At 51.5% G+C, this 23,445-nt stretch carries 19 protein-coding genes; 16 read left to right on the top strand and 3 right to left on the bottom strand.

Features of this window, described 5'->3' with window-relative positions; translation table 11 throughout:
- The first annotated feature begins 148 nt into the window (after window positions 1-148).
- From SELR_RS11640 to SELR_RS11590, 11 genes are all read left to right on the top strand, one after another.
- Window positions 149-1,606: an aminotransferase class I/II-fold pyridoxal phosphate-dependent enzyme gene (locus tag SELR_RS11640; protein WP_014425426.1), complete on the top strand. Its 1,458-nt coding sequence runs from the start codon at window positions 149-151 to the stop codon at window positions 1,604-1,606.
- Window positions 1,607-1,654: 48 nt separating this feature from the next.
- Window positions 1,655-2,515: a polyamine aminopropyltransferase gene (speE, locus tag SELR_RS11635; protein ID WP_014425425.1), complete on the top strand. Its 861-nt coding sequence runs from the start codon at window positions 1,655-1,657 to the stop codon at window positions 2,513-2,515.
- Complete coding sequence (locus SELR_RS11630; RefSeq protein ID WP_014425424.1) at window positions 2,512-3,771, top strand: saccharopine dehydrogenase family protein; 1,260 nt, start codon at window positions 2,512-2,514, stop codon at window positions 3,769-3,771. The genes speE and SELR_RS11630 overlap by 4 nt, the downstream gene beginning before the upstream one ends.
- 9 nt (window positions 3,772-3,780) lie before the next feature.
- Window positions 3,781-4,950: a carboxynorspermidine decarboxylase gene (gene nspC / locus SELR_RS11625; protein ID WP_014425423.1), complete on the top strand. Its 1,170-nt coding sequence runs from the start codon at window positions 3,781-3,783 to the stop codon at window positions 4,948-4,950.
- Entirely contained in the window at window positions 4,947-6,062 is a 1,116-nt protein-coding gene (aguA, locus tag SELR_RS11620) for an agmatine deiminase (RefSeq protein WP_014425422.1), read from the top strand. Before nspC ends, aguA begins: the two co-directional genes overlap by 4 nt.
- Before the next feature lie 4 nt (window positions 6,063-6,066).
- Complete coding sequence (aguB, locus tag SELR_RS11615) at window positions 6,067-6,942, top strand: N-carbamoylputrescine amidase (protein ID WP_014425421.1); 876 nt, start codon at window positions 6,067-6,069, stop codon at window positions 6,940-6,942.
- A gap of 351 nt (window positions 6,943-7,293) precedes the next feature.
- Window positions 7,294-10,413 (top strand): isoleucine--tRNA ligase, encoded by a 3,120-nt coding sequence (gene ileS, locus SELR_RS11610; RefSeq protein ID WP_014425420.1) that lies wholly within the window; start codon window positions 7,294-7,296, stop codon window positions 10,411-10,413.
- A gap of 4 nt (window positions 10,414-10,417) precedes the next feature.
- On the top strand, window positions 10,418-10,774 hold the full coding sequence (locus SELR_RS11605; RefSeq protein WP_014425419.1) for a metal-sensing transcriptional repressor: 357 nt from the start codon (window positions 10,418-10,420) through the stop codon (window positions 10,772-10,774).
- Window positions 10,775-10,815: 41 nt separating this feature from the next.
- The gene (locus tag SELR_RS11600) at window positions 10,816-11,181 is read left to right on the top strand and encodes an Hpt domain-containing protein (RefSeq protein WP_014425418.1); all 366 of its coding nucleotides are present in this window, start codon (window positions 10,816-10,818) and stop codon (window positions 11,179-11,181) included.
- Between the two features lie 105 nt (window positions 11,182-11,286).
- Complete coding sequence (recA, locus tag SELR_RS11595) at window positions 11,287-12,372, top strand: recombinase RecA (RefSeq protein ID WP_014425417.1); 1,086 nt, start codon at window positions 11,287-11,289, stop codon at window positions 12,370-12,372.
- 3 nt (window positions 12,373-12,375) lie between these two features.
- On the top strand, window positions 12,376-12,870 hold the full coding sequence (locus SELR_RS11590) for a regulatory protein RecX (RefSeq protein WP_014425416.1): 495 nt from the start codon (window positions 12,376-12,378) through the stop codon (window positions 12,868-12,870).
- 946 nt (window positions 12,871-13,816) lie between these two features.
- Here SELR_RS11590 and SELR_RS11580 read toward each other — a convergent pair.
- Window positions 13,817-15,010 carry an RNA-guided endonuclease InsQ/TnpB family protein gene (locus SELR_RS11580; protein ID WP_014425414.1) on the bottom strand — a complete coding sequence of 398 codons (1,194 nt, stop codon included), beginning with the start codon at window positions 15,008-15,010 and terminating at the stop codon, window positions 13,817-13,819.
- On the bottom strand, window positions 14,973-15,605 hold the full coding sequence (locus SELR_RS11575) for an IS607 family transposase (RefSeq protein WP_014425413.1): 633 nt from the start codon (window positions 15,603-15,605) through the stop codon (window positions 14,973-14,975). The genes SELR_RS11580 and SELR_RS11575 overlap by 38 nt, the downstream gene beginning before the upstream one ends.
- Before the next feature lie 676 nt (window positions 15,606-16,281).
- Between SELR_RS11575 and SELR_RS11570 the strand changes: the two genes are divergently transcribed.
- The gene (locus tag SELR_RS11570; protein ID WP_014423436.1) at window positions 16,282-16,953 is read left to right on the top strand and encodes a helix-turn-helix domain-containing protein; all 672 of its coding nucleotides are present in this window, start codon (window positions 16,282-16,284) and stop codon (window positions 16,951-16,953) included.
- Entirely contained in the window at window positions 16,950-17,864 is a 915-nt protein-coding gene (locus SELR_RS11565) for an IS3 family transposase (RefSeq protein WP_014423437.1), read from the top strand. Before SELR_RS11570 ends, SELR_RS11565 begins: the two co-directional genes overlap by 4 nt.
- Before the next feature lie 119 nt (window positions 17,865-17,983).
- On the opposite strand, the gene SELR_RS11560 is transcribed toward SELR_RS11565, so the two are convergent.
- Window positions 17,984-19,330 carry an MFS transporter gene (locus SELR_RS11560; RefSeq protein ID WP_014425412.1) on the bottom strand — a complete coding sequence of 449 codons (1,347 nt, stop codon included), beginning with the start codon at window positions 19,328-19,330 and terminating at the stop codon, window positions 17,984-17,986.
- Window positions 19,331-19,619: 289 nt separating this feature from the next.
- On the opposite strand from SELR_RS11560, the gene SELR_RS11555 reads away from it, so the two are divergent.
- The 3 genes from SELR_RS11555 to galT all read left to right on the top strand — a co-directional run bounded on the left by SELR_RS11555 (window position 19,620) and on the right by galT (window position 23,445).
- A complete protein-coding gene (locus SELR_RS11555; protein WP_014425411.1) occupies window positions 19,620-20,798 on the top strand; it encodes a galactokinase in 1,179 nt (392 codons plus the stop codon).
- Between the two features lie 122 nt (window positions 20,799-20,920).
- Window positions 20,921-21,910, top strand: coding sequence for a UDP-glucose 4-epimerase GalE (gene galE / locus SELR_RS11550; protein ID WP_014425410.1), 990 nt, complete (start codon window positions 20,921-20,923; stop codon window positions 21,908-21,910).
- A 29-nt stretch (window positions 21,911-21,939) separates the two neighbouring features.
- Complete coding sequence (gene galT / locus SELR_RS11545) at window positions 21,940-23,445, top strand: UDP-glucose--hexose-1-phosphate uridylyltransferase (protein WP_014425409.1); 1,506 nt, start codon at window positions 21,940-21,942, stop codon at window positions 23,443-23,445.

Below are 23,445 nucleotides of genomic sequence, written 5' to 3'. Positions count from 1 at the left end.
CTCGCACCGTCAAACTGCAATTTATCTAATTTCATTGTGTAAATATAATAAAATATAATTTTACTTGCTTTGATTCGCGATTGCCTGTAAAATTTTATTGTGATGATATTCGTGATAATTGTCAGATTATTCATTTAGGGAGGCGGAAATGGATCGAATCAATCAACATACCGCGCCGGTTTATGAGGCAATGCTGGAACTGCGCAAACGGCGTGTTGTTCCGTTTGATGTGCCCGGACATAAGCGGGGGCGGGGCAATCCGGAGCTGGTGGATTTTCTTGGAGAAAAATGCGTAGGAGTGGATGTCAACTCTATGAAGATGTTGGATAACCTGAGTCATCCTATCTCGGTTATCAAAGAAGCAGAAGAGCTGACAGCCGATGCCTTCGGTGCACAGCACGCGTTCTTTATGGTGCACGGTACCACTTCGGCGGTACAGGCAATGGTGCTTTCGACTGTGCGGGCGGGAGAAGAAATCCTCTTGCCCCGCAATGTGCATAAGAGCGTCATCAATGCGCTGGTGCTCTGTGGCGGTATTCCCGTCTATGTGCCGGTGCGGGTGAATCATCAGATCGGTATTGCCACGGGCATGGCCTTGTCCGATGTGGAGCGGGCCATCCGGCAGCATCCCCAGGCCAAGGCCATCTTTGTCAATAATCCGACTTACTATGGCATTGCCTCTGACCTCAAGGGCATTGTGGAGCTGGCCCATCAGGCCGGCATGAAGGTGCTGGTTGATGAAGCCCATGGCACCCATCTGTACTTCGGGGATAATCTGCCCATTTCCGGCATGGCAGCCGGCGCGGATCTGGCGGCGGTTTCCATGCATAAATCCGGTGGCAGCCTGACCCAGAGTTCCATCATGCTCTGCGGCAAAGATGTTGATGCGGAATACGTGCAGCAGATCATCAATCTGACGCAGACCACCAGTGCGTCCTATCTGTTGATTTCCAGCCTTGACCTCTCCCGCCGGAATCTGGCCCTGCATGGCCGGGAGTCCTTTGAGAAGGTCAGCTCCATGGCCGAATATGCCCGGGCGGAAATCAATGAAATCGGCGGTTTCTATGCCTATGGACGGGAGCTTATCGATGGGGACAGTGTCTTTGACTTTGATGTGACCAAACTCTCCGTATTTACGCAGGGCATTGGCATGACGGGCATTGAGGTCTACGATATGCTGCGGGATGAGTACGACATCCAGATCGAATTCGGGGATATCGGCAACATTTTGGCTTATATTTCCATCGGCGACCGCATCCGTGATATCGAGCGGCTGGTGGGGGCGCTGGAGGATATTGCCGATCGCTCGGCGGCAGCGGATCGGAAAGAACTCTACTGTGGGGAATTCATTGCCCCAGAGCTCGTGATGAGTCCCCGGGAGGCTTTCTATGCCCAGGGCGAGAAACTGCCTTTGGAGAAAACTGTAGGCCGGGTAGCCGGGGAAATGCTCATGTGCTATCCGCCGGGGATTCCCATCCTGACACCGGGCGAGCGCATCACTCAGGAGATCCTGGATTATATCGAATACGCCCGGGAAAAGGGCTGTTCCCTGCAGGGAACCCAGGATCCGGAGTGCAGGGAAATGCGCATTCTGACAGAGATTTGACAAGTCAATTTGACTGGTCATTCTGACCGGTCAAAGGAGGGGAAGTTAATGGAAATATGGTTTTCCCAGATGGATACGGAAAACGTCAAGACTTCTGTGCGGGTGGACAGGCAGTTATTTTCCCGGCAGAGTGAATATCAGCGCATCGATGTCTTTGAATCCCGGGAATTTGGCAGGATGATCGTGCTCGATGGCGAAATCATCTTCTCAGAGGCGGATGAATTCATCTACAATGAGATGGTGGTTCATGTGCCCATGGCAGTTCACCCCTGTGTGAAAAATGTGCTGATCATCGGCGGTGGCGACGGCGGCGTGGCCAAGGTGCTCACCCAGTATCCGGAGATTGAGGCCATCGATGTGGTGGAGCCGGATGAGATGTTTATCGAGGTTTCCCGGGAGTTTTTCCCGGAGACCGCCAGGGGCTTTGATGATGACCGGGTGAAGATTACCAACATGGACGGCCTGCGCTTTCTGCGCCGCTGCCGGGACAAGTATGACCTCATCATCAACGATTCCACGGATCCCTTTGGTCATACGGAAGGGCTGTTCACCCGGGAGTTCTATGGCAACTGTTACCGGGCCCTGCATGATGATGGCATCATGGTCTATCAGCATGGCAGTCCTTTCTATGATGAGGATGAGGCGGCTTTCCGGGCCATGCATCGCAAGGCCTATCAGAGTTTTCCCGTGAGCCGGGTCTACCAGGCAAGTATTCCCACCTGTCCGGCAGGCATATGGATGTTCGGCTTTGCGTCCAAAAAGTATCATCCCTTAAAGGACTTTGATGCGCAGCGCTGGAATGAACGTCAGCTGGAGACTTGGTATTATACGACACATTTGCATAAGGGTGCTTTTATGCTGCCCAAATATGTTGAGGATATTCTTTCAGAGGAGGAAATGAAAAAATGAGCAAATTGATGATTATCGGCTGCGGCGGCGTGGCCAGCGTGGCCATCCATAAGGTGTGCCAGAATGATGAGGTATTTGATGAACTGATGATTGCCAGCCGCACGGTTTCCAAGTGCGATGCCCTGAAAGAAAAACTGCAGGGCCAGACGAAGACCAAAATCACCACGGCCCAGATTGATGCCGATGATGTAGAAGCTTTGACCAAGCTCATCAAAGAATACAAGCCTGATGCGGTGCTGAACGTAGCCCTGCCTTATCAGGATCTGACCATCATGGATGCCTGCCTGGCTGCCGGTGTGGATTATATCGACACGGCCAACTACGAGCCGGAGGATACGGAAGATCCGGAATGGCGCAAGATCTACGAGAAGCGCTGCAAGGAGCTGGGCTTCTCCGCGTACTTTGACTATTCCTGGCAGTGGGCCTATGAGGATAAGTTCAAGGCTGCCGGCCTGACGGCGCTCTTAGGTACGGGCTTTGACCCGGGGGTGACCTCGGTGTTTGCGGCTTATGCCAAGAAACATTACTTTGACACCATTGACACCATCGATATCCTGGACTGCAATGGCGGCGACCATGGCTATCCTTTTGCCACCAACTTCAATCCGGAAATCAACCTGCGGGAGGTTTCCGCCCCCGGCTCCTATATGGAAAATGGCAAATGGATCGAGATCCCGGCCATGAGCATCAAGCGGGAGTATGACTTCGAAGGCGTGGGCAAGAAGGATATGTACCTGCTGCACCATGAGGAAATCGAAGCTTTGGGCCGCAATATGCCCGAAGTAAAGCGCATCCGTTTCTTTATGACGTTTGGTCAGAGTTACCTCACGCACATGAACTGCCTTGAAAACGTCGGCATGCTGTCCACTACTCCCATCAATTACAACGGTCAGGAAATCGTGCCGATCCAGTTCCTCAAAGCCTTGTTGCCGGATCCCGCATCCCTGGGCCCCCGCACCAAGGGCAAGACCAATATCGGCTGCATCTTCACGGGTAAGAAGGACGGCAAGGAACGTTCCATCTATATCTACAATGTCTGCGACCATCAGGAATGCTATAAGGAAGTGGGCTCCCAGGCCATTTCCTATACCACGGGGGTGCCGGCCATGATCGGTGCCATGCTGGTGGCCACGGGCCAGTGGAAGAAGCCCGGTGTCTTCACCACCGACGAATTCGATCCGGACCCGTATATGGAAGCCCTGAATAAATGGGGCCTGCCCTGGAAGGTGGAAGAAAACCCGGTATTGGTGGACTAAGGCATGAGCATGAAAATCGACAGAGTGCCCACGCCCGCCTATGTGGTGGATGAGCAGGCCTTAGAGAACAACCTGCAGATATTGCAGGAAGTCAAAGCGGCGGCAGGCTGCAAGATCCTGCTGGCGCAAAAATGCTTTTCCATGTTTGCCGAGTACCCGTTGATTGGCAAATACCTGGACGGTGCCACCGCCAGCGGCCTTTATGAGGCAAGACTGGGCCATGAGGAAATGGAGGGGGAGAACCATGTGTTTTCCCCTGCCTACCGGCCAGAAGAAATCGAGGAGATTGCTGGTATCTGCGATCATGTGATCTTCAATTCCTTTTCCCAGCTGCGCCGTTTTGGGGCTAAAGTCAAGGCGATACAACAGAAGCGGGGCGTGCAGCATGGCATTGGCCTGCGCATCAATCCCGAGTGCTCCACCCAGGACCATGCCATCTATGATCCCTGTGCAGCCGGTTCCCGGTTGGGAGTGACGGCAGAGGATTTTGCCAAGATGGCGGCAGTTGAACCAGAGCTCTTTGCTCTGCTGGATGGCCTGCATTTCCATACCCTCTGCGAACAGAACAGTGATGCCCTGGCGGAAACCCTGCAGGCTGTGGAGCAGAAGTTTGGCCGCTGGCTGGAGCAGGATTCTATCCATTGGCTCAATATGGGCGGCGGCCATCATATCACGCGGGCGGATTATGACCGTCAGCTGCTGATTGACCTTGTCCAATCCGTTCGGGAAAAATACGGCGTAGAAGTCTATCTGGAACCCGGTGAGGCCGTGGCGCTCAATGCGGGCTATCTAGTCACCGAGGTATTGGACACGGTAACGAACCATGGCACCCATATTCTGCTATTGGATGCGTCTGCCGCCTGCCATATGCCCGACGTATTGGAGATGCCCTATCGGCCACCTTTGAAAGATTCCGGGGAAGCCGGGGAGAAAGCCTATAACTATAGACTTTCTTCCTGCACCTGTCTGGCCGGGGATATCATCGGGGATTATTCCTTTGACCGGGAAATCCTGCCGGGGGACAGGCTCTATTTTGAGGATATGGCCATCTATTCCATGGTGAAGAACAACACTTTCAACGGCATGGCTCTGCCTGCCATCTGGAAGATGAATGCGGCTGGCGATTGTACGCTGGTCAAGAAGTTTGGCTATAAGGACTTTAAGGAACGATTGTCATGATGATAAAGGATAGCACACCCAAAGCTGATGGCTTTTATATGCCCGCGGAGTTTTCCCCCCATGCGGGGACTTTCCTGATATGGCCTGTCCGGCCCGGTTCCTGGACAAATGCCGGTGCTGATGTGCAGCCGGTGTTTGTGGAGCTGATCCGGGAGATCTCGGCGGTGGAGGAGCTTTATCTGCTGGTGGATGAAGCGCATCGCCCGCAGGCTGAGAATATGCTCAAAGACTTGCCACAGCAGCATATCCATTATCTGGCTATTCCCACGGATGATGCCTGGGCCAGGGATATGGGGCCTACCTATGTAATTGACGGCCAGGGCAGGCGCCGGGGCATCAATTGGCGTTTCAATGCCTGGGGGGGCGATTTTGACGGCCTCTACCCGGATTACGGGCAGGATGATGCGGCGGCAGAGAAGATGTGTGCGGCTTTAGGGGATGAACTCTACGATGCCGGCGATTTTGTGCTGGAGGGCGGCTCCATCCATGTGGATGGGGAAGGAACGGTTGTCGTGACCGAAGCCTGCCTGCTTTCCCAGGGACGTAATCCTGACCTGTCCAAAGAGCAGATTGAAGCAATGCTGCTGAAGTATCTGGGGGCGGAAAAAGTCATCTGGCTGCCCCGGGGCATCCATAACGATGAAACAAATGAGCATGTGGATAATGTCTTTGCATTTGTAAGGCCCGGGGAAGTGTTGCTGGCCTGGACCGACGATAAGGATGATCCGCAGTATGAGCTGAGTCAGGCGGATCTGGAGGTGCTGGAGTCGGCCACCGATGCCAGGGGGCGCAAATTTGTCATCCATAAACTGCCCATCCCGCAGGAGCCCGTCTGTATTACGGCGGAAGAAGCCGACAGCTTTACCTTCGAGGAAGGTGAGGACAGGCGGGAGCCCGGTGAGCGGCTGGCGGCCAGCTATGTGAATTTCTATCTTTGCAATGGCAAGGTCATTCTGCCCCAGTTCGGGGATGAAATGGACATAGAGGCTCAGCGTATCTTAGGGAAATGCTTCCCGGAGCGCAAAGTAGTGCCACTGCCTGCCAAAGCCGTAATCGTGGGCGGCGGCAATTTCCATTGCCTGACGCAGCAGATTCCAGCTATTGAGAGGTGAAATAATGCGCAACGTGACCGTAGCTGCCATTCAGATGAAAATGACGGCAGTGGTAAGTGAGAATATAAGCAAGGCAGAGGCATTGGTGCGGGAAGCCGGCGCTAAGGGGGCGCAGGTAATCCTGCTGCCAGAGCTGTTCGAGCGCCCCTATTTCTGCCAGCAGCGGCAGTATGATTTTTATGCTTATGCCACCACGGTGGAGGAAAATCCCGCCGTTAAGCATTTCCGGCCCATCGCCAAAGAACTGGCGGTGGTGATGCCCATCAGCTTCTACGAACGGGAGGGCACCCGGCTTTTCAACACCATTGCCATGCTGGATGCGGATGGTTCCGTAATGGGGGTATATCGCAAGACTCATATTCCCGATGACCATTACTATCAGGAAAAATTCTACTTCACGCCGGGCAACACGGGCTTTAAGGTCTGGGATACCCGCTATGGCAAAATCGGCGTGGGCATTTGCTGGGATCAGTGGTTCCCCGAAGCTGCCCGGGCCATGGCCCTGCAGGGAGCAGAGATGCTGCTCTATCCCACGGCCATCGGTTCCGAACCAATCCTCGAAACCGACAGCATGCCCCATTGGCGCCGCTGCATGCAGGGGCACGCGGGCAGCAATCTCCTGCCGGTTATCGCGGCGAATCGCATTGGCGTGGAGCAGGTGGAACCCTGCGCCGAAAACGGCGGCCAGTCCTCGTCCTTGGACTTCTACGGTTCCTCCTTTATCACGGATAATACCGGGGCCATCCTGGTGGAAGCCGGCCGCAGGGAGGAGCAGGTGCTGACAGCCAGTTTCGATCTGGATCAATACGCCAAAGACCGGCTGAGCTGGGGGCTGTTCCGCGACCGCCGTCCGGAAATGTATCAGGAGCTGGTCCGTTAAGCAGGTTTTTCTGTTGAAGTTGTGGATTTTACGGCAATTTCTCGTTGAATTTGCGGTAAACCTGTGATACACTAGTACCTGTTAATGTGTAAATGCGTTGATGAAGAGAGTAACCTTTGGGGAAAGCTTTAGCGAGCCGGGGCAGGTGAAAGCCGGCAGTGAGTAGACAGGGGCGAAAATCACTTCGGAGCAGCGGGCTGAAATCCTTTGGGGCAGTAAGCTTCGCCGGTATTCCCCGTTACGGAATAGCGTATGATGGTACGTGAAAAATAGGTGGTTTATAAGTGCAGTATACCTGCATCCTGTTTTCGGGATGCAGGTTTTTTAGTTGTTTTGTTAGGAGGAGTTCGTTTGTACAGCAAGGTAGACACCAACTTGAACTTCGTGGACAGAGAGAAGGAAGTTCTGAAATTCTGGAAAGACAATAACATCGCCCAGAAGGCGATTGACCAGCGTGAAGGCTGCGATACCTTCACCTTCTATGATGGCCCGCCGACGGCTAACGGCAAGCCCCATATCGGCCATGTGCTGACCCGCGTCATCAAGGATATGCTGCCCCGTTATCAGTCCATGAAGGGCAAGAAGGTGCTTAGAAAAGCCGGCTGGGATACTCATGGCCTGCCCGTAGAGCTGGAAGTGGAAAAGCTCGTGGGCATCAACGGCAAGGAACAGATTGAAGAATACGGCATTGAGCCCTTCATCAAGAAGTGCCGCGAGTCCGTTTGGAAATACAAGGGGATGTGGGAAGAGTTCTCCGATGTGGTCGGCTTCTGGGCTGATATGGAACATCCTTATATCACTTATGAGAACGACTTTATCGAATCCGAATGGTGGGCTCTCAAAGAAATCTGGAACAAGGGCCTCCTCTACAAGGGGCATAAGGTTGTTCCCTACTGCCCCCGTTGCGGCACCCCGCTGTCTTCCCACGAAGTAGCCCAGGGCTATAAGGACGTCAAAGAACGCTCCGCCATGGTGAAGTTCAAGGTCAAGGATGAGGATGCATACTTCCTGGCTTGGACCACGACGCCCTGGACGCTGCCCTCCAACCTGGGGCTCTGCGTGAACCCCGAGGTTGACTATGTGAAGATCAAGGTAGACGGCACCGTTTACTACATGGCTGAAGCTCTCGTGGAATCTGTTTTTGAAGGCGTGGAAGGCGAGCGCGAAGTGCTGGAACGCTTCAAGGGCAAGGATCTCGAATACCGTGAATATGAACCACTTTATGACTTCGCTGTAGGCAAAATCAAGAAAAAGGCCTTCTTCGTGGTCTGCGATGATTATGTCACTACCTCCGATGGTACGGGTATCGTACATCTGGCTCCGGCCTTTGGTGAGGACGATAACCGCGTCTGCCGCAAGTATGATATGCCTTTCGTGCAGTTCGTCAACAACAAGGGCGAAATGACGGAGGAAACCGATTGGGCCGGCGTATTCGTGAAAGATGCCGATCCTATGATCATCGATGACCTCAAGAAGACGGGCAAGCTCTTCAAGGCACCGAAGTTTGAGCACAGCTATCCGCATTGCTGGCGCTGTGACACGCCGCTTATCTACTATGCCCGGGAAACCTGGTTTATCAAGATGACGGATGTCAAGGATAAGCTCATCGCCAACAATAATAAGGTTAACTGGATTCCGAAATCCATCGGCGAAGGCCGTTTCGGTGACTGGCTGGAACATGTGCAGGATTGGGGCCTGTCCCGTAACCGTTACTGGGGCACGCCGCTGCCGGTTTGGGAATGCGAATGCGGCCATCAGCATACCATCGGTTCCATTGCCGAACTCAAGGAAATGAGCGACAACTGCCCGGATGATATCGAACTACACCGTCCGTATATCGATGCGGTGACCATCAAGTGCCCGGAATGCGGCAAGGAAATGCACCGCGTGCCGGAAGTTATCGACTGCTGGTTCGACTCCGGTTCTATGCCGTTTGCTCAGTGGCATTATCCGTTCGAAAACAAGGATATCTTCGAGAAACGCTTCCCGGCAGATTTCATCTCTGAAGCCGTTGACCAGACCCGCGGCTGGTTCTACTCACTGATTGCCATTTCCACCCTGCTCTTTGACGAAGCTCCTTACAAGAATGTCATCGTGCTGGGCCATGTCCAGGATAAGGATGGCCGTAAGATGAGTAAGTCCAAGGGCAACGCCGTAGATCCTATGGAGGCTCTGGGCCAGCATGGCGCCGATGCCATCCGTTGGTACTTCTATGAGAACAGCGCTCCCTGGCTGCCCAACCGCTTCCATGATGATGCGGTACAGGAAGGCCAGCGCAAGTTTATGGGCACCCTTTGGAATACTTACGCCTTCTTCGTGCTCTATGCCAATATCGACAACTTCGATGCCACGAAGTACACCCTGGATTACGACAAGCTGCCGGTTATGGATAAGTGGGTGCTGAGCCGCCTGAACACCATGGTGAAGGAAGTGGACAATGACCTGGCTAACTACAAGGTCACGGAAGCTGCCAAGGCTCTGCAGGCCTTCACGGATGAGCTGTCCAACTGGTATGTGCGCCGCAGCCGTGCCCGCTTCTGGGCCAAGGGCATGGAGCAGGATAAGATCAATGCTTACATGACGCTCTATACGGCTCTCGTGACCACGGCCAAAGCCGCCGCTCCGCTGGTGCCGTTCATCACCGAATCCATCTATCGGAATCTCGTTTGCAGCATCGATAAGAATGCACCGGAATCTGTACATCTGGCTGATTACCCTGTGGCCAACGAAGCCTGGATTGACGAAGAACTGGAAAAGAACATGGAGCTGGTTCTGGAAATCGTTGTGCTGGGCCGCGCGTCCCGTAACGAAACCAACATCAAGAACCGCCAGCCCGTGGCCCATATGTATGTCAATGCTGATCGCGAACTCTCCGACTTCTTCAAGGAAATCGTGGAGGACGAGCTCAACGTGAAGGAAGTTGTCTTCAAAGACGATATGGAAGAATATCTGACCTACAGCTTCAAGCCGAACTTCCGCGTATTGGGCCCGAAGGTGGGCAAGCAGATCGGTGCCGTCAAAGGTGCTCTCGAAAAGCTCAACGGTCATAAGGCCAAGGCTGAACTGGATTCCACGGGCAAGCTCGTCGTAGCTCTAACCGATGGGGAAGTGACGTTGACTACCGAGGATGTGGAAGTTTCCATGGCCCAGACGGAAGGCTTCAACTGCCAGCGCTATAACGGCGTGACCATCGCTCTGGATACCACCCTGACGGAAGAACTCCTCGAAGAAGGCTTTGTCCGTGAGGTCATCAGCAAGGTACAGACCATGCGCAAGGAAAACGGCTTCGAAGTCACTGACCATATCAAAGTCAGCCTCTCCGGCAATGAGAAACTCCAGGCCATTGTAGCCAAGAATGAGGACTATCTCAAGGAAATCACTTTGGCTGATTCCGTAGAATATGGAAAACTTTCCGGCACGGAGAAGGAATGGAACATCAACGGCGAGAATATTACTATAGCGGTAGAATAATGCCATGGAACATCACGAACATACGGAACATGAACATACCCATGTGCTGGCCGATGGTACTGTCGTAACCCATAGTCATGGAGAGCATGGCCATACCCATAGCCATGCTCATACCAAGGCCGTGCTGAACCGCATGTCCCGGCTCATTGGCCATCTGGAATCCATCAAGACCATGGTGGAACAGGGCAGGGACTGCAGCGAGGTGCTGATTCAGCTCTCGGCAGTGCGCAGCGCTATCAACGGTGTCAGCAAGATCATCCTCAAGGACCATATGGAGCACTGCGTTGTAGATGCAGTGCGGGACAATGACCAGGAGGCTTTGGAACAGCTGAACAAGGCCATTGACCAGTTCTTGAAGTAAGAGCAGGCAGCTATAGTGAAAAGGGAAGGGAAGCGAGCTTTATGGAACAGTTAGAAATCAAGCAGATCCTGAGTGATGCCGGTACAGATTACAACAAAGGTCTGGAACGCTTTATGGGCAATGTGGCTCTCTATCATAAGTTTTTGCTAAAATTCCTGGATGACAGTTCGTTTGCCAAGTTCAAGGAAAGTTTCGCTGCCAGCGATATGGAGCAGGCGGCCAAGAGCGTGCATACACTGAAGGGCACAGCGGGCAACCTCAGCCTTATGAGCCTTTTCACTGCAGCTGATGAGATGGTACAGGCCCTGCGGGTGGGAAAAAGTTCCCAGGAGACCGGACCATTGGCCGAGCAGGTGGAAAAAGTCTATAACGAGACCTGCGAAGCCATTAGAAAAACCATAAAATAATGTAGTTTGTTTGAGGGACTGCGGAAACAGCAGTCCCTCTTTTCTTGCCAAAAGAGATGAGTTTTTATATAATTATGAGAGATAAACAGAAAGGAAGCGGATAGAATGGCAGCAGATAAAGACAAGGTAGGACGGATTACCGAAGAAGACAGCAAGAAAACGGCCCTGGCCAATGCCCTCAAGAAGATTGAGAAGGATTTTGGCAAAGGTTCGATTATGAGATTGGGGGATGCCCGTGCCCAGATGAATGTGGCAGTTATCCCCACGGGTATTCTGCCCATCGATATAGCCTTGGGCACCGGCGGCATTCCACGGGGCCGTATCATCGAAATCTACGGTCCAGAATCTTCCGGTAAGACCACCGTAACCCTGCATATGATTGCCGAAGCTCAGAAAAACGGCGGCATTGCAGCCTTCATCGATGCAGAGCATGCGCTGGATCCCGTGTATGCTCAGAAGCTAGGTGTCGATATCGACGAACTGCTGATTTCCCAGCCGGATACCGGTGAGCAGGCGCTCGATATCGTGGATGCCCTCGTGCGCAGCGGCGCCATTGACATCATCGTCGTGGACTCCGTAGCAGCTCTGGTGCCGAAGGCGGAAATCGACGGCGAGATGGGTGACAGCCATGTGGGCCTTCATGCCCGTCTGATGAGCCAGGCCATGAGAAAGCTTACGGGTGTCATCAATAAATCCCAGACGGTAGCCATCTTCATCAACCAGATCCGTGAGAAGGTGGGCGTGGTTTATGGCAGCCCCGAGGTTACCACGGGCGGCCGTGCCCTGAAGTTCTATTCTTCCGTGCGCATGGAAGTACGCAAGGGCGAAAAGATCATGCAGGGTTCCGATTTGGTAGGTAACCGCACGAAGGTCAAGATTGTGAAGAACAAGATTGCGCCTCCCTTCAAAACGGCAGAATTCGATATCATCTTTGGCGAAGGTGTTTCCCGCATCGGCACTCTTATCGATATGGGCGTGGAACTGGAAATCGTGGACAAGAGCGGTGCCTGGTTCTCCTATGAGGGCACTCGTCTGGGTCAGGGCAAGGAAAAGGCCAAGGCAGCGCTGGAGGAAAATCCGGCTCTGATCGATGAGATCGAGGCCAAGATCCGGGCTAAACTGTCGGCGGATCAGGAGGCTTTGGAGAAAGCGGCACCCACCGATGCCAGCGACGAGCCGGCTGAGGACTAAGCCATGTGGGGAAGACCCAACTATGGCGGCCCCAAGCGGCCGCCTACCAAACCTGCTTTAGTTGCTGCTGTGGATCTGCTGGCCCGGCAGGAGTACAGTGAGAGCCGTTTGTATGAAAAGCTCCAGGCCAAAGGCTATGAGGACGAGGAAATTGCCGCCGCTATGGCGAAACTGCAGGAAAAGCATTATCTGAATGATGAAGAATCCTGTCCCCGGCGGTTTAACTATCTTTATACGGACAGCAGCTATTCAGTGCGGCAGATCTGTGAGAAGCTCAAGCAGAAGGGGTATCCTTACGCCTTGGTGAAGTCCTGTATCCCAGAAGACCGGGAAGCGGTTAATGAGCGGGAATACGAAAAAGCCCTGCGGGTACTGGAGAGCAAGTACAAGCGCAGCCAGGACAAACAGAAACTCATGGCGGCCCTGTTTCGCAGAGGCTACCAGAGTTCGGCTATTTACCGGGCTGTAAATGAATTTTTGAGCGACAATGACGAATAACGAATAGGGCTTACATCGAGATATAAAAACGCCCGCCCGGCTGGGGATGACTTTCCTTCGCTTTGATAAAAAGCGCCAAATGCTACGGAAAGCCATCCCCAGTCGGGCGGGCTTAGTTTTGTCTTTTAATTGCAGTTTGTCAATGCGAGCCTGAACGCTTTTGTTACAGAGCAGTGGGGCGGCGGTGGGAATACTTTTCCGCCGCTGCACTAAATGACCCGCCAGCAGAAGTACGTATCTTCCAGCAACCTGCGCCGGGCAAGTCCGGCGGCGCGTCCATCAACGAAGTTTCCAGCAAATGCTGTTTGCGGGCCAGCCTTCACTTCGTTCAGGCAGTCGTTCCGCTGGCGGAAAAGCATCCCCACCGCCACCCAGAGCTACGTTTGTCAATGCTGCTATGTTCCGGCTGGAGGATACAAGCACATCGATGTTCTTGTTACGGGAGAACTGGGTTCGTGCCAATTGCAAAAATCGTGGCTGGGGGCGAACGGGGGAGTGCTTTTTCTGTGGGAGCGACTGCCTGAGCGCCAGCGAAGGCCGGCCCGAGGCAGGCAGTTACCAGAAAGCACGCTGAAAGACGCGCCGCCGGTCTTGCCCGGCGCCATCTGGCTAAAAAGCTCTAAAATTGCCGAGAGGGTCGTTTTAGCGGAAACAGAAAAAGTACTCCCCCGTGAACCCCTGACTGCGTATGAACGGGATACCTTCAGCACGAACGCCCCCACAAACTGCAATATGTAGATTTTCCGCTACGATAAATATGTATAAATCTGCACAGAGTTACACATATTTACGCTGTGGTGCCCTTCACAAGACACCTTCCTGATTCATTGCGTCCGATTTTGCCACTCCGAAGAACAAGCTACTCTCGTTTGATATAACGCTCCACAGGCTTAAATTCCCTAGTAGCGATAGGTACATGCTTAGGTTTTCTTGAAGGTGAAATTTCCTAAGCCATCTTATAATTTGCTAAGTTGATAGCAGCGTTCAAATCCCTGTCCAGCTTTGCTCCGCATACAGGGCAGACATAAATGCGGTCTGAAAGCTTCAAGTCCTTTTTGACATTTCCGCAATGACTGCAAGTTTTGGAGCTTGCATAGAATCTGTCTACCTCTATGACCTTTATGCCGTACATTTCAGCCTTGTACTGAATCTGCCGCTTAAACTCATAGAATTTTTGTTTTGCGATAGCTTCTGACAGGTGCTTATTCTTCATCATGCCCTTGACATTCAAATTCTCCATGACTATCTGTGACGGCTTGGTTTTCACTATCTCAGATGTTGTCTGATGAAGATGATTGTTGCGAATGTCTGTAAGGCGTTTGTGAATAAGCTGTATTTTCTTGTTCTGCTTGTCTAGGTTCCTACATTCTCGAAGTGGGCGAATCCATATCGGATGGCGATTTTTGTCGTGGCTCTTGATATTTGATTCCAGTTTGCGAGATGCCTTTCGTTGCTCACGCTTCAGCTTCTTTTCCAACCTTCTTACTTCCGCAGACTTATTGATGTTCTTGTAGAAGTGGGTTTCTGTAGCGTCCTCGTTAGAAACAATCGCCAACGACTTAATACCAAGGTCTATGCCCAGACTCCCGCCAGTCAGCTCAGTTTCTTCCTGCTGAACTTCATAGCCAACTGACAGATACCAATACCTGCCATCAAAGGATATATGCGGATTGGCATATTTCTTGCCTTTTGGTATCTTAGGCAGGGGAGCCGCTGTCTTCACAAAACCTATCTTCTCACCATGGAAGCCATTTGGCTTCCTCACAAGGCTTTCGTAGTTCACATAGAAACTAATCTTGCTCCTATGACGGCTCTTGAATTTAGGTTTCCCAGATATGCCCTTGAAATATCTTTGCAAGGCCAGGTTTGCGTCCTTAACAGCTTGTTTCATTACATTGCTTCCTACCTCTTTAAGCCATGTATGGGTTGTTTTCTTTAGGACGTTGTTGATGTGTTTCCTTATTTCGCCCTCGCTGACGCTACGCTTGCCGACCTTGTCATTTTTAAGCCATGCCTTGTAGGCCGCTTCGTTCGCTTCGAGAAAGTAATTGTATGCCCAACGGGCAGTCCCGGCACTTTTCCAGAACAGACACTCTTGCTCTTTAGTAGGCAGAAGCCTTATCTTTACCGCTCTCTGCATTTTTCTTTACCTCGTCAATAAGTCTCTTTGTTTTCTTTGAGCGTTGCCCGTAAAGGCGGTTAGCAAAAACTGTGATGATTTGTATTAGGTCATCCGTCAGTTCCTGCTCTTTGCTCTGCTCGGTATTGTCGATAATCTCGATACTGACACCGTTTATTTCACAAAGATACTCCAACAACTCATAGCCAAAGCGAATCAGTCTGTCCTTGTACAGGATAACTACTGTTGATACCTCGTGGTTGTTGATTTTGTTGACGAGTTGCCGTAGCCCTTTCTTTTTATAGTTAATGCCTGAGCCTACGTCCGTGATTATCTCAAATTTATAACCCTTGGCATACATATAGGACTTTACGTTCTCCACTTGCGTTTGAAGGTCATCTTTTTGAGCTGGCGTAGATACTCGGCAGTAACCTACTACGAGCTTTTCTGTTTCGGGAGCGTTGGAAAACTCCTTGAGCTGTTCCATTGAGTAATAGCGTGTGCCCCCCTTGGTAACATGGTGCGGAATAAAATCTCCGCTTTGGTGCATACGCCTTAGTGTCGTAGTGGTGACACCAACCATCTTAGCAAATTTACCTATGCTGACCAGTTCCACAGCGTCCACCTCCTAACATAAGATATTTCACTTATATTATAAGGTATTTGTGTAAAACCGTCAAATTTGTATATATTTATCTTGTTCGCGCTAGAACGCAACTTCCAGCGCAGTCTTGCTGTCACCAGCAGACCTCTGACACTTTCATGTCAGCGCAGACTATATCTTCACCCTGCTGGGCAGGGGCAGTATTTTTCTTCCGCCATAAACTTGCGGTTTTACTCTCCCTCAAGGAGATAGTCGTTGGGGGTCTCCCTTATTCTCTTTTGAGAACTTAGGGCTTTCCCTGCTAAACACCCATTGCTTTCTGCACTTAGGACATACGTTTTCGGAAGGTCACTATTTTCTTCATCCGACACTGATATGTTTTTGTTTCACCTTATGCCATCCTTACGTTTTTTCTGCTTCCGCACCACTCAGCTTGCCCTTTCGAGCTACTGTTTGGGTGTAAGGCTTTAGGGATTAAAAGCATTTAACACTGAGTTTGCACCTCTTGCAAGATACAAAGGGTATTCTGTTCGATTAAATCTATACTTCTGTATATATTTATACAGAAGTATAGATTTAGTGTAACAGTTTTGTTACCCATAAAAAGAAGCCCACTTTCGAGTTGATATGCTCCCTATTAGGTAGACAGAAGAAATAATAAAACTGTCTGCTTGATAGGGAGCATTTTATGTACAAGAAGAGATTATCACCCGAAGAGAAAATCCACTTCATTGAAAAGTATAAACGTGGAGAGGGCAGTTATGCCTCCATAGCCGCGGATGCAGGCGTTGACAGCAGATCCTTCAGGCAATGGGTTCGTAACTATGATGCTTGCGGCCCGGATGTATTCTTCAAACGACATCATCAGCGCTATTCTGTTGAATTTAAGGAAACTGCTATCCACGATTATCTTTCTGGCGTGGATTCACAAGATGCTATATGCCGAAAATACGGACTTCGTTCGCGGAGACAGCTACAAGACTGGATTATGAAGTATAATAGTCACGAGGAACTTAAACCATCCGGTACAGGAGGGAGCACCATCGTGACTAAAGGCAGAAAAACTACATTTGATGAACGGGTATCCATTGTAGAGGATTGCATTGCAAATGGCCGTGATTATGCTTTGACGGCGGAGAAATTCGATGTTTCTTACCAGCAGGTCTATACCTGGGTCAGGAAATATGACCAAAAGGGAATCGAAGGCCTCAAGGACGGCAGAGGCCGCAGGAAGCCTGAGTCTGAGATGAACGAGCTGGAACGGCTCAGATATGAAAACCGCATGCAGAAGGCTCAGTTGCTACAAAAGCAGATGGAGATAGATTTTCTAAAAAAACTCGAGGAATTGGAAAGGCGGTGATACTAGACAGAACTCGTAATACGGCTGCCTACCGGGCGATACTGGAGCTCAGCAGTATCTGTAAGGATTATCCAGTCAAGGCGTTATGCAGGTTGGGCCGTGTAACCAGGGCTGCGTATTACAAATGGCTTCACAGGAAGCTGGGACAAAACGAAGAAACGAACCAGAAGCTTGCTGCCCTGGCAGAATCAATCCATAAGGAGCATCCAGATATGGGCTACCGAAGGATTCGAGATAAGATTGAGCATGACCATGGCCTGCATGCTAATGACAAGCGTATCCTGCGTATATGCCGCAAGAAGAGACTGCGCTCCGTAATAAAAGGACGTCACAACTGTTGCACCAGGCCTGCTGTTGATCCATACTATACAGCAGAGAATGTGCTCAACAGGGATTTCCATGCAGATAAATACAACCAGAAATGGGTTACGGATGTGACCGAATTCAAGTACTTTCCTGAATACGGAACCGTTAAAAAGGTATATCTGAGTGCCATCCTTGACCTCTGTGATCGCCGGCCTGTTGCCTATGTTATTGGTGACAGCAACAATAACCAGTTGGTATTCCAAACCTTTGACAAAGCTCTTGAAGCCAATCCAGGGGCACATCCCTTGTTTCATAGTGACCGTGGCTTTCAGTACACCAATAAGTTGTTCCGCGCCAAAATTGAACAGGCCGGTATGACACAAAGCATGTCCCGTGTAGCACATTGCCTAGACAATGGCCCCATGGAAGGCTTCTGGGGTATCTTGAAGCGCGAGATGTACTACAGGCGCAGATTTACTTCCCGGCAAGAGTTGGTTGAGTCAATTGAGGAATATATAAGATATTACACTTATGACAGACCACAGCGTCATTTAGGCATACGAACCCCAAGTGAGTACCACGAAAAACTGGTTGGAGCTGCATGAAAAAAGCTGCTCGCATTAGTTGCGAGCAGCAATGAATATTTTTATTTTTTTACCTGTCCACTTGACGGGGAGCACACCAAGTCAGTGGGCTTCTTTTGTTATTAGGGATGGTTAATTTGTTAGCTTTCCATGACTGCTTCCAGTTCCTCAAGGGTTTTCTGCTTGCTTTCTTTGCCCAGGAGGATTACCACGGCAGAAATAATTACGAATACCGAGGCGAACATCAGGAAGATGGTGTTCATGCCGAAGGCATTGCCCAGCATCACGCCTACCAGCATGGGGGCCAGCATGCCGCCGATGCGGCCGAAGCCGGCGGCCCAGCCGCTGCCCAGAGCACGGATGGTGGTGGGGTACTGTTCCGGGGTGTAGGTGTAGATGACGCCCCAGGCACCCAGGTTGAAGAAGCTCATGGCAGAACCCCAAGCCAGCAGTGTCGTGGCCGTGGCGGCGTTGCCGAAAAAGAAGGCGCAGACGCCGGACAGCAGCAGGAACAGGGACAGGGTGTATTTGCGGCCGATGACGTCAACAAGCCAGGCGGCGGCGTAGTAGCCGGGCAACTGGGCCAAGGTCATGATCAGCACGTATTCGAAGGTCTTGACCACGGCAAAGCCCTGGGAATAAACAATGGAGGGCAGCCACATGAAGATGCCATAGTAGCTGAAGACAATGCCGAACCAGGCCAGCCAGAGCATAGCCGTGCGGGTGCGGAAGGGCTTGGTCCAGAGAGCCGTGAATTTTGGCTGGGCTTCCTGTTTTTGACTGGTCAGATCTGACAGGTCAATTCTATCCGGGAAGGCTTCGCTTTTGACGCCCAGTTTTGCTTCCAACTGCAGGATGACATTCTTGGCATCTTCAATGCGTTTTTTAGCCAGCAGGTAGCGGATGGATTCCGGCATGTGCAGGCGGATCAGGAAAACGTAGAGAGCGGGCAGGGTACCGATGACGAAGGCAATCTGCCAGCCGAAGGCGGGAATCAGCAGGTAGGAGATGCAGGCGGCCACGAGCCAGCCTACACCCCAGAAGCTTTCCAGCAGCACGATGAAACGGCCCCGCAGATGGGCGGGAGCGTATTCACTCATGAGGGTGGCAGCTACGGGCAGCTCACCGCCCAGGCCGAAGCCTACGAGGAAGCGGAAGAACAGTAAGGATTCATAGCTCCAGGACAGGGCGCACATGCCTGTGGACAGGCTGTAGAGTAGCACGGTCAAAGAAAATACTTTTTTACGGCCAATGCGGTCAGCCAGAGTGCCGGCAAGTACCGCACCCAAGGCCATGCCAATCAGGCCGATGGAACCAATCCAGCCCACCTGGGCAGGAGTCAGGGCCCATTCCTTGGCCAGTACCGGCAGGACGAAGGCAATCAGGCCGGTGTCCATGGAGTCAAAGAGCCAGCCCAGACCTGTCAGCAATAATAGCTTATAGTGGAATTTCCCCACAGGCAGGGATTCCAGACGTTGCAGAATCATAATAAGACCTCTTTCTTATAAATTATGTCATCTGACATGACAATAAATAACTTCATGTGCATTATACATTGTCTTGACAGCTGTTGCAAGACAATGGGAAAAATGTTTTTAGAAAACGTTTACAAAAAACTGTTGACAATTAGCTAATACAAGAGTAAACTAAGAGACAACAAGAGAAAGTGTGGCGAGAACGAGGGGCATAAGCCACTGGTTGGCCAACATTTTTTTTGCAGAATATGGAAAACGTTTACAAAATCAATTCAGTGAGATATTATCAGGAGGCAGCAGTATGGAACAGGAAATCTTAACGAAGATGCAGAGTGAGTTTGCCGCTAAGTTTGGTGAACAGGAGACGAGAGCATATTTTTCCCCGGGGCGGGTGAATCTGATCGGTGAGCATACGGATTATAACGGCGGTCATGTATTCCCCTGTGCGATTTCGCTGGGAACTTATGCTTTGGTGGCTGATCGTCAGGACAGCAAGACGCGGATCTATTCCATGAACCTGGCCGATAAGGGCGTGATCGAATTTGACATGTCAGGACTTAGCTATGATAAGGCTAAGGATTGGGCTAACTATCCCATGGGCGTAGTCAAAGTCTTTGAGGATGCCGGTCATAAAGCGTCCCATGGTTTTGATATCCTGGTCTACGGCACGCTGCCCAATGGCTCCGGCCTCTCTTCCTCGGCGTCCATCGAAGTGCTGACGGCACTGATTCTCAATGATGCCTTTGATTTCGGCCTGGATATGGTGGAAATGGTGAAGCTTTCCCAGAAAGCGGAAAATACCTTTGTGGGCGTCAACTGCGGTATCATGGATCAGTTCGCCGTGGGCATGGGTAAAAAGGATTGCGCCATCCTGCTGGACTGCAACACGCTGGAATACCGTTACAGCAAGATTGCGCTGGAAGGTGCCAGCATTGTGATCACCAACACCAACAAACCCCATAGCCTGGCTTCCAGTGCTTACAATGTGCGCCGTGCTCAGTGTGAACATGCCCTGAATGAACTGAAGGAAGTAAAACCGGAACTGAATGCTTTGGGCGAGCTTTCCAATGAAGAATTCAATCAGCTGGCAGGCGCCATCTCCGAACCGCTGGAACGTCAGCGTGCCCGTCATGCCGTGCTGGAGAACAACCGTACGCTGGAAGCTGTTGAGGCTTTGGAGCAGAATGACGTAGAAAAATTCGGCAAGCTGATGAATGAATCCCATTATTCCCTGCGGGATGATTACGATGTGACCGGCAAAGAGCTGGACACCCTGGCTGAACTGGCCTGGCAGGTGGAGGGCGTCATCGGTTCCCGCATGACGGGGGCCGGCTTTGGCGGCTGCACGGTGAGCCTGGTGAAGAATGAGGCCATTGAGAGCTTCAAGGAAAAGGTAGGCAAGGCCTATACGGAAAAGATCGGTTATGCACCGAGTTTCTATGTGGCCAATATCGCCGATGGCACGCATCGGATCAAATAAGTCTTTCCTTTGGAAAAAATGACGATAGAAAATGACAATAGAAAACGTATAGTAACTCAGTAGAAAACGTGCTACAATAGAAAGCGATTTCTGTTTGATATTATGAAAAGGAGCGCATACATATGTCGATTCTTGTTTGCGGTGGCGCCGGTTATATCGGTTCCCATGCCGTACATCAGTTGGTAGAAAAAGGCGAAGATGTGGTTATCGTGGATAACCTCCAGACGGGGCATCGTGATGCCTTGAATCCCAAGGCAAAATTCTATGAAGGGGATATCCGGGAGGCCGCGGTTCTCGACAAGATCTTCACGGAAAATGATATCGATGCGGTGATTCACTTTGCTGCTAACTCCCTGGTGGGGGAGAGCATGGAAAAGCCCCTGAAATATTTCAACAACAATGTATATGGCATGCAGGTACTGTTGGAAGCCATGGTGCGCCATAACGTGGACAAGATCGTCTTTTCCTCCACGGCAGCGGTTTACGGCGAACCCAAGAAGATTCCCATCATGGAAGACGATGAGACTTGCCCAACCAATACTTATGGGGAAAGCAAGCTTACCATGGAAAAGATGATGAAATGGGTGAACCGGGCCAATGGCATCCGCTATGTATCCCTGCGCTACTTCAATGCGGCCGGGGCTTTGGATGATGGTTCCATCGGTGAAGACCATCATCCGGAAACTCATCTGATTCCGTTGATCCTGCAGGTACCTTTGGGCAAGCGGGATCATATCACGATCTTTGGCGATGACTATGCTACGCCGGATGGCACCTGCCTGCGGGATTACATCCATGTAATCGATTTGGCAGACGCCCATGTGCTGGCGCTGGAATACCTGCGCAAGGGTGGCGAGAGCAATATCTTCAACCTGGGTAATGGCCAGGGCTTCTCCGTAAAAGAAATGATTGAAGCAGCCAAAGAAGCTACGGGCAAGGATATCAAGGTAGAGATGGGGGCTCGCCGTGCCGGTGACCCGGCCCAGCTCATTGCCTCCAGCGAGAAGGCCCGCAAGATTTTGGGCTGGAATCCTCGCTATACTGATGTGAAGCAGGTTATCGGTACGGCCTGGAACTGGCATCAGAAACATCCGGACGGATACGAGAAGTAACTACGAGATAACAGAGGCTGTAAATTACTATGATCAACACAGAAATCAACCGCCTGCTCAACTTCGCGAAGCAGCGCGGCCTTATCAGCGAAGACGATTATTACTACAGTGCAAATCTGCTTATCGATGTTTTGCATGTAAGCGAATTTGTACCGGAAGAAATAGATGAAACCCTGGAAACAGCTGCCCCGGTTCTCAGTAAGATGCTGGACTACGCGGTGGCAGAAGGACTTATCGAAGATACGGCAAATGAACGGGATCTCTTTGATACCCGCATCATGAACTGCGTGATGCCCCGACCCTCGGAAGTGGTGCGGAAGTTCCAGAGCGACTATGCCCGTGCCCCCAAAGCGGCGACGGACAATTTCTACAAGATGAGCATCGCTTCCAATTATATCCGCAAGGATCGCATCGATAAGAACCTGGTCTGGAAAACGGCTACGGAATTTGGCGATCTGGATGTGACCATCAATCTTTCCAAGCCAGAGAAAGATCCCCGGGATATTGCCAAGGCCAAGCTTATAAAGTCCAGTTCTTATCCCCAGTGCCTGCTTTGCCGGGAAAACGAAGGATTTGCCGGTCATGCCGGCCATCCGGCGCGGCAGACGCACCGTTTGATTCCCCTGCGGCTGGCGTCGCACCGCTGGTTTATGCAGTATTCCCCTTATACTTACTACAATGAACACTGCATTGTGCTGAACCGCAAGCATATCCCCATGAAGGTGAACCGCAAGAGCTTTGAGAACCTGCTGGATTTTGTGACCATCTTCCCGCATTATTTCTTAGGTTCCAATGCGGATCTGCCCATTGTGGGCGGTTCCATCCTTTCCCATGATCACTATCAGGGTGGCCGTTATGACTTTGCCATGGCCAAAGCGCCGGTGGAAAAAGCCTATAGCGTGGCAGGTTTCCCCCATGTCAAGGTGGGGCGGGTGAAATGGCCCATGTCCACAATCCGTCTGACGGGTGAGGATCGGGAAGAACTGGCAGACCTGGCAGAAAAAATCCTCAACAAATGGCGGAGCTACAGCGATGAGAGTGTGGGCATATTGGCGGAGACCGAGGGCGAACCCCATAACACCATCACCCCCATTGCCCGCCGTCGCGGCAATGATTATGAGCTGGATCTGGTACTGCGCAACAACCGCTGCAGTGAGGAACATCCTCTGGGGATATTCCATCCCCATGCGGAAGTCCATCATATCAAGAAGGAGAATATCGGCCTGATTGAAGTGATGGGGCTGGCGGTACTGCCTGCCCGCCTGAAGAAGGAAATGCATCTTTTGGGGCAGGAACTAGTCAAGGGCACGGCGGATATTGCCGCGATGGAAGAAATTGCCTGCCATGCGGCTTGGTACAAGAAACTGCGGGAAAAATACCCGACGGTGACGGCGGAGCAGGTGGATGGCATTCTGCAGGCAGAGATTGGCGAAGTCTTCAAGACGGTACTGATCCATGCGGGTGTCTATAAGCGCGATACCGCAGGCATGGCTGCCTTCGATAAGTTTATGCAAGCTGTTTCTCAGGCTGACTGA

Source organism: Selenomonas ruminantium subsp. lactilytica TAM6421 (assembly GCF_000284095.1).
Lineage (GTDB): Bacteria > Bacillota > Negativicutes > Selenomonadales > Selenomonadaceae > Selenomonas_A > Selenomonas_A lactilytica.
Note: the sequence above shows the minus strand (reverse complement) of the source record. Positions and strands in the feature narration are given on the sequence as shown.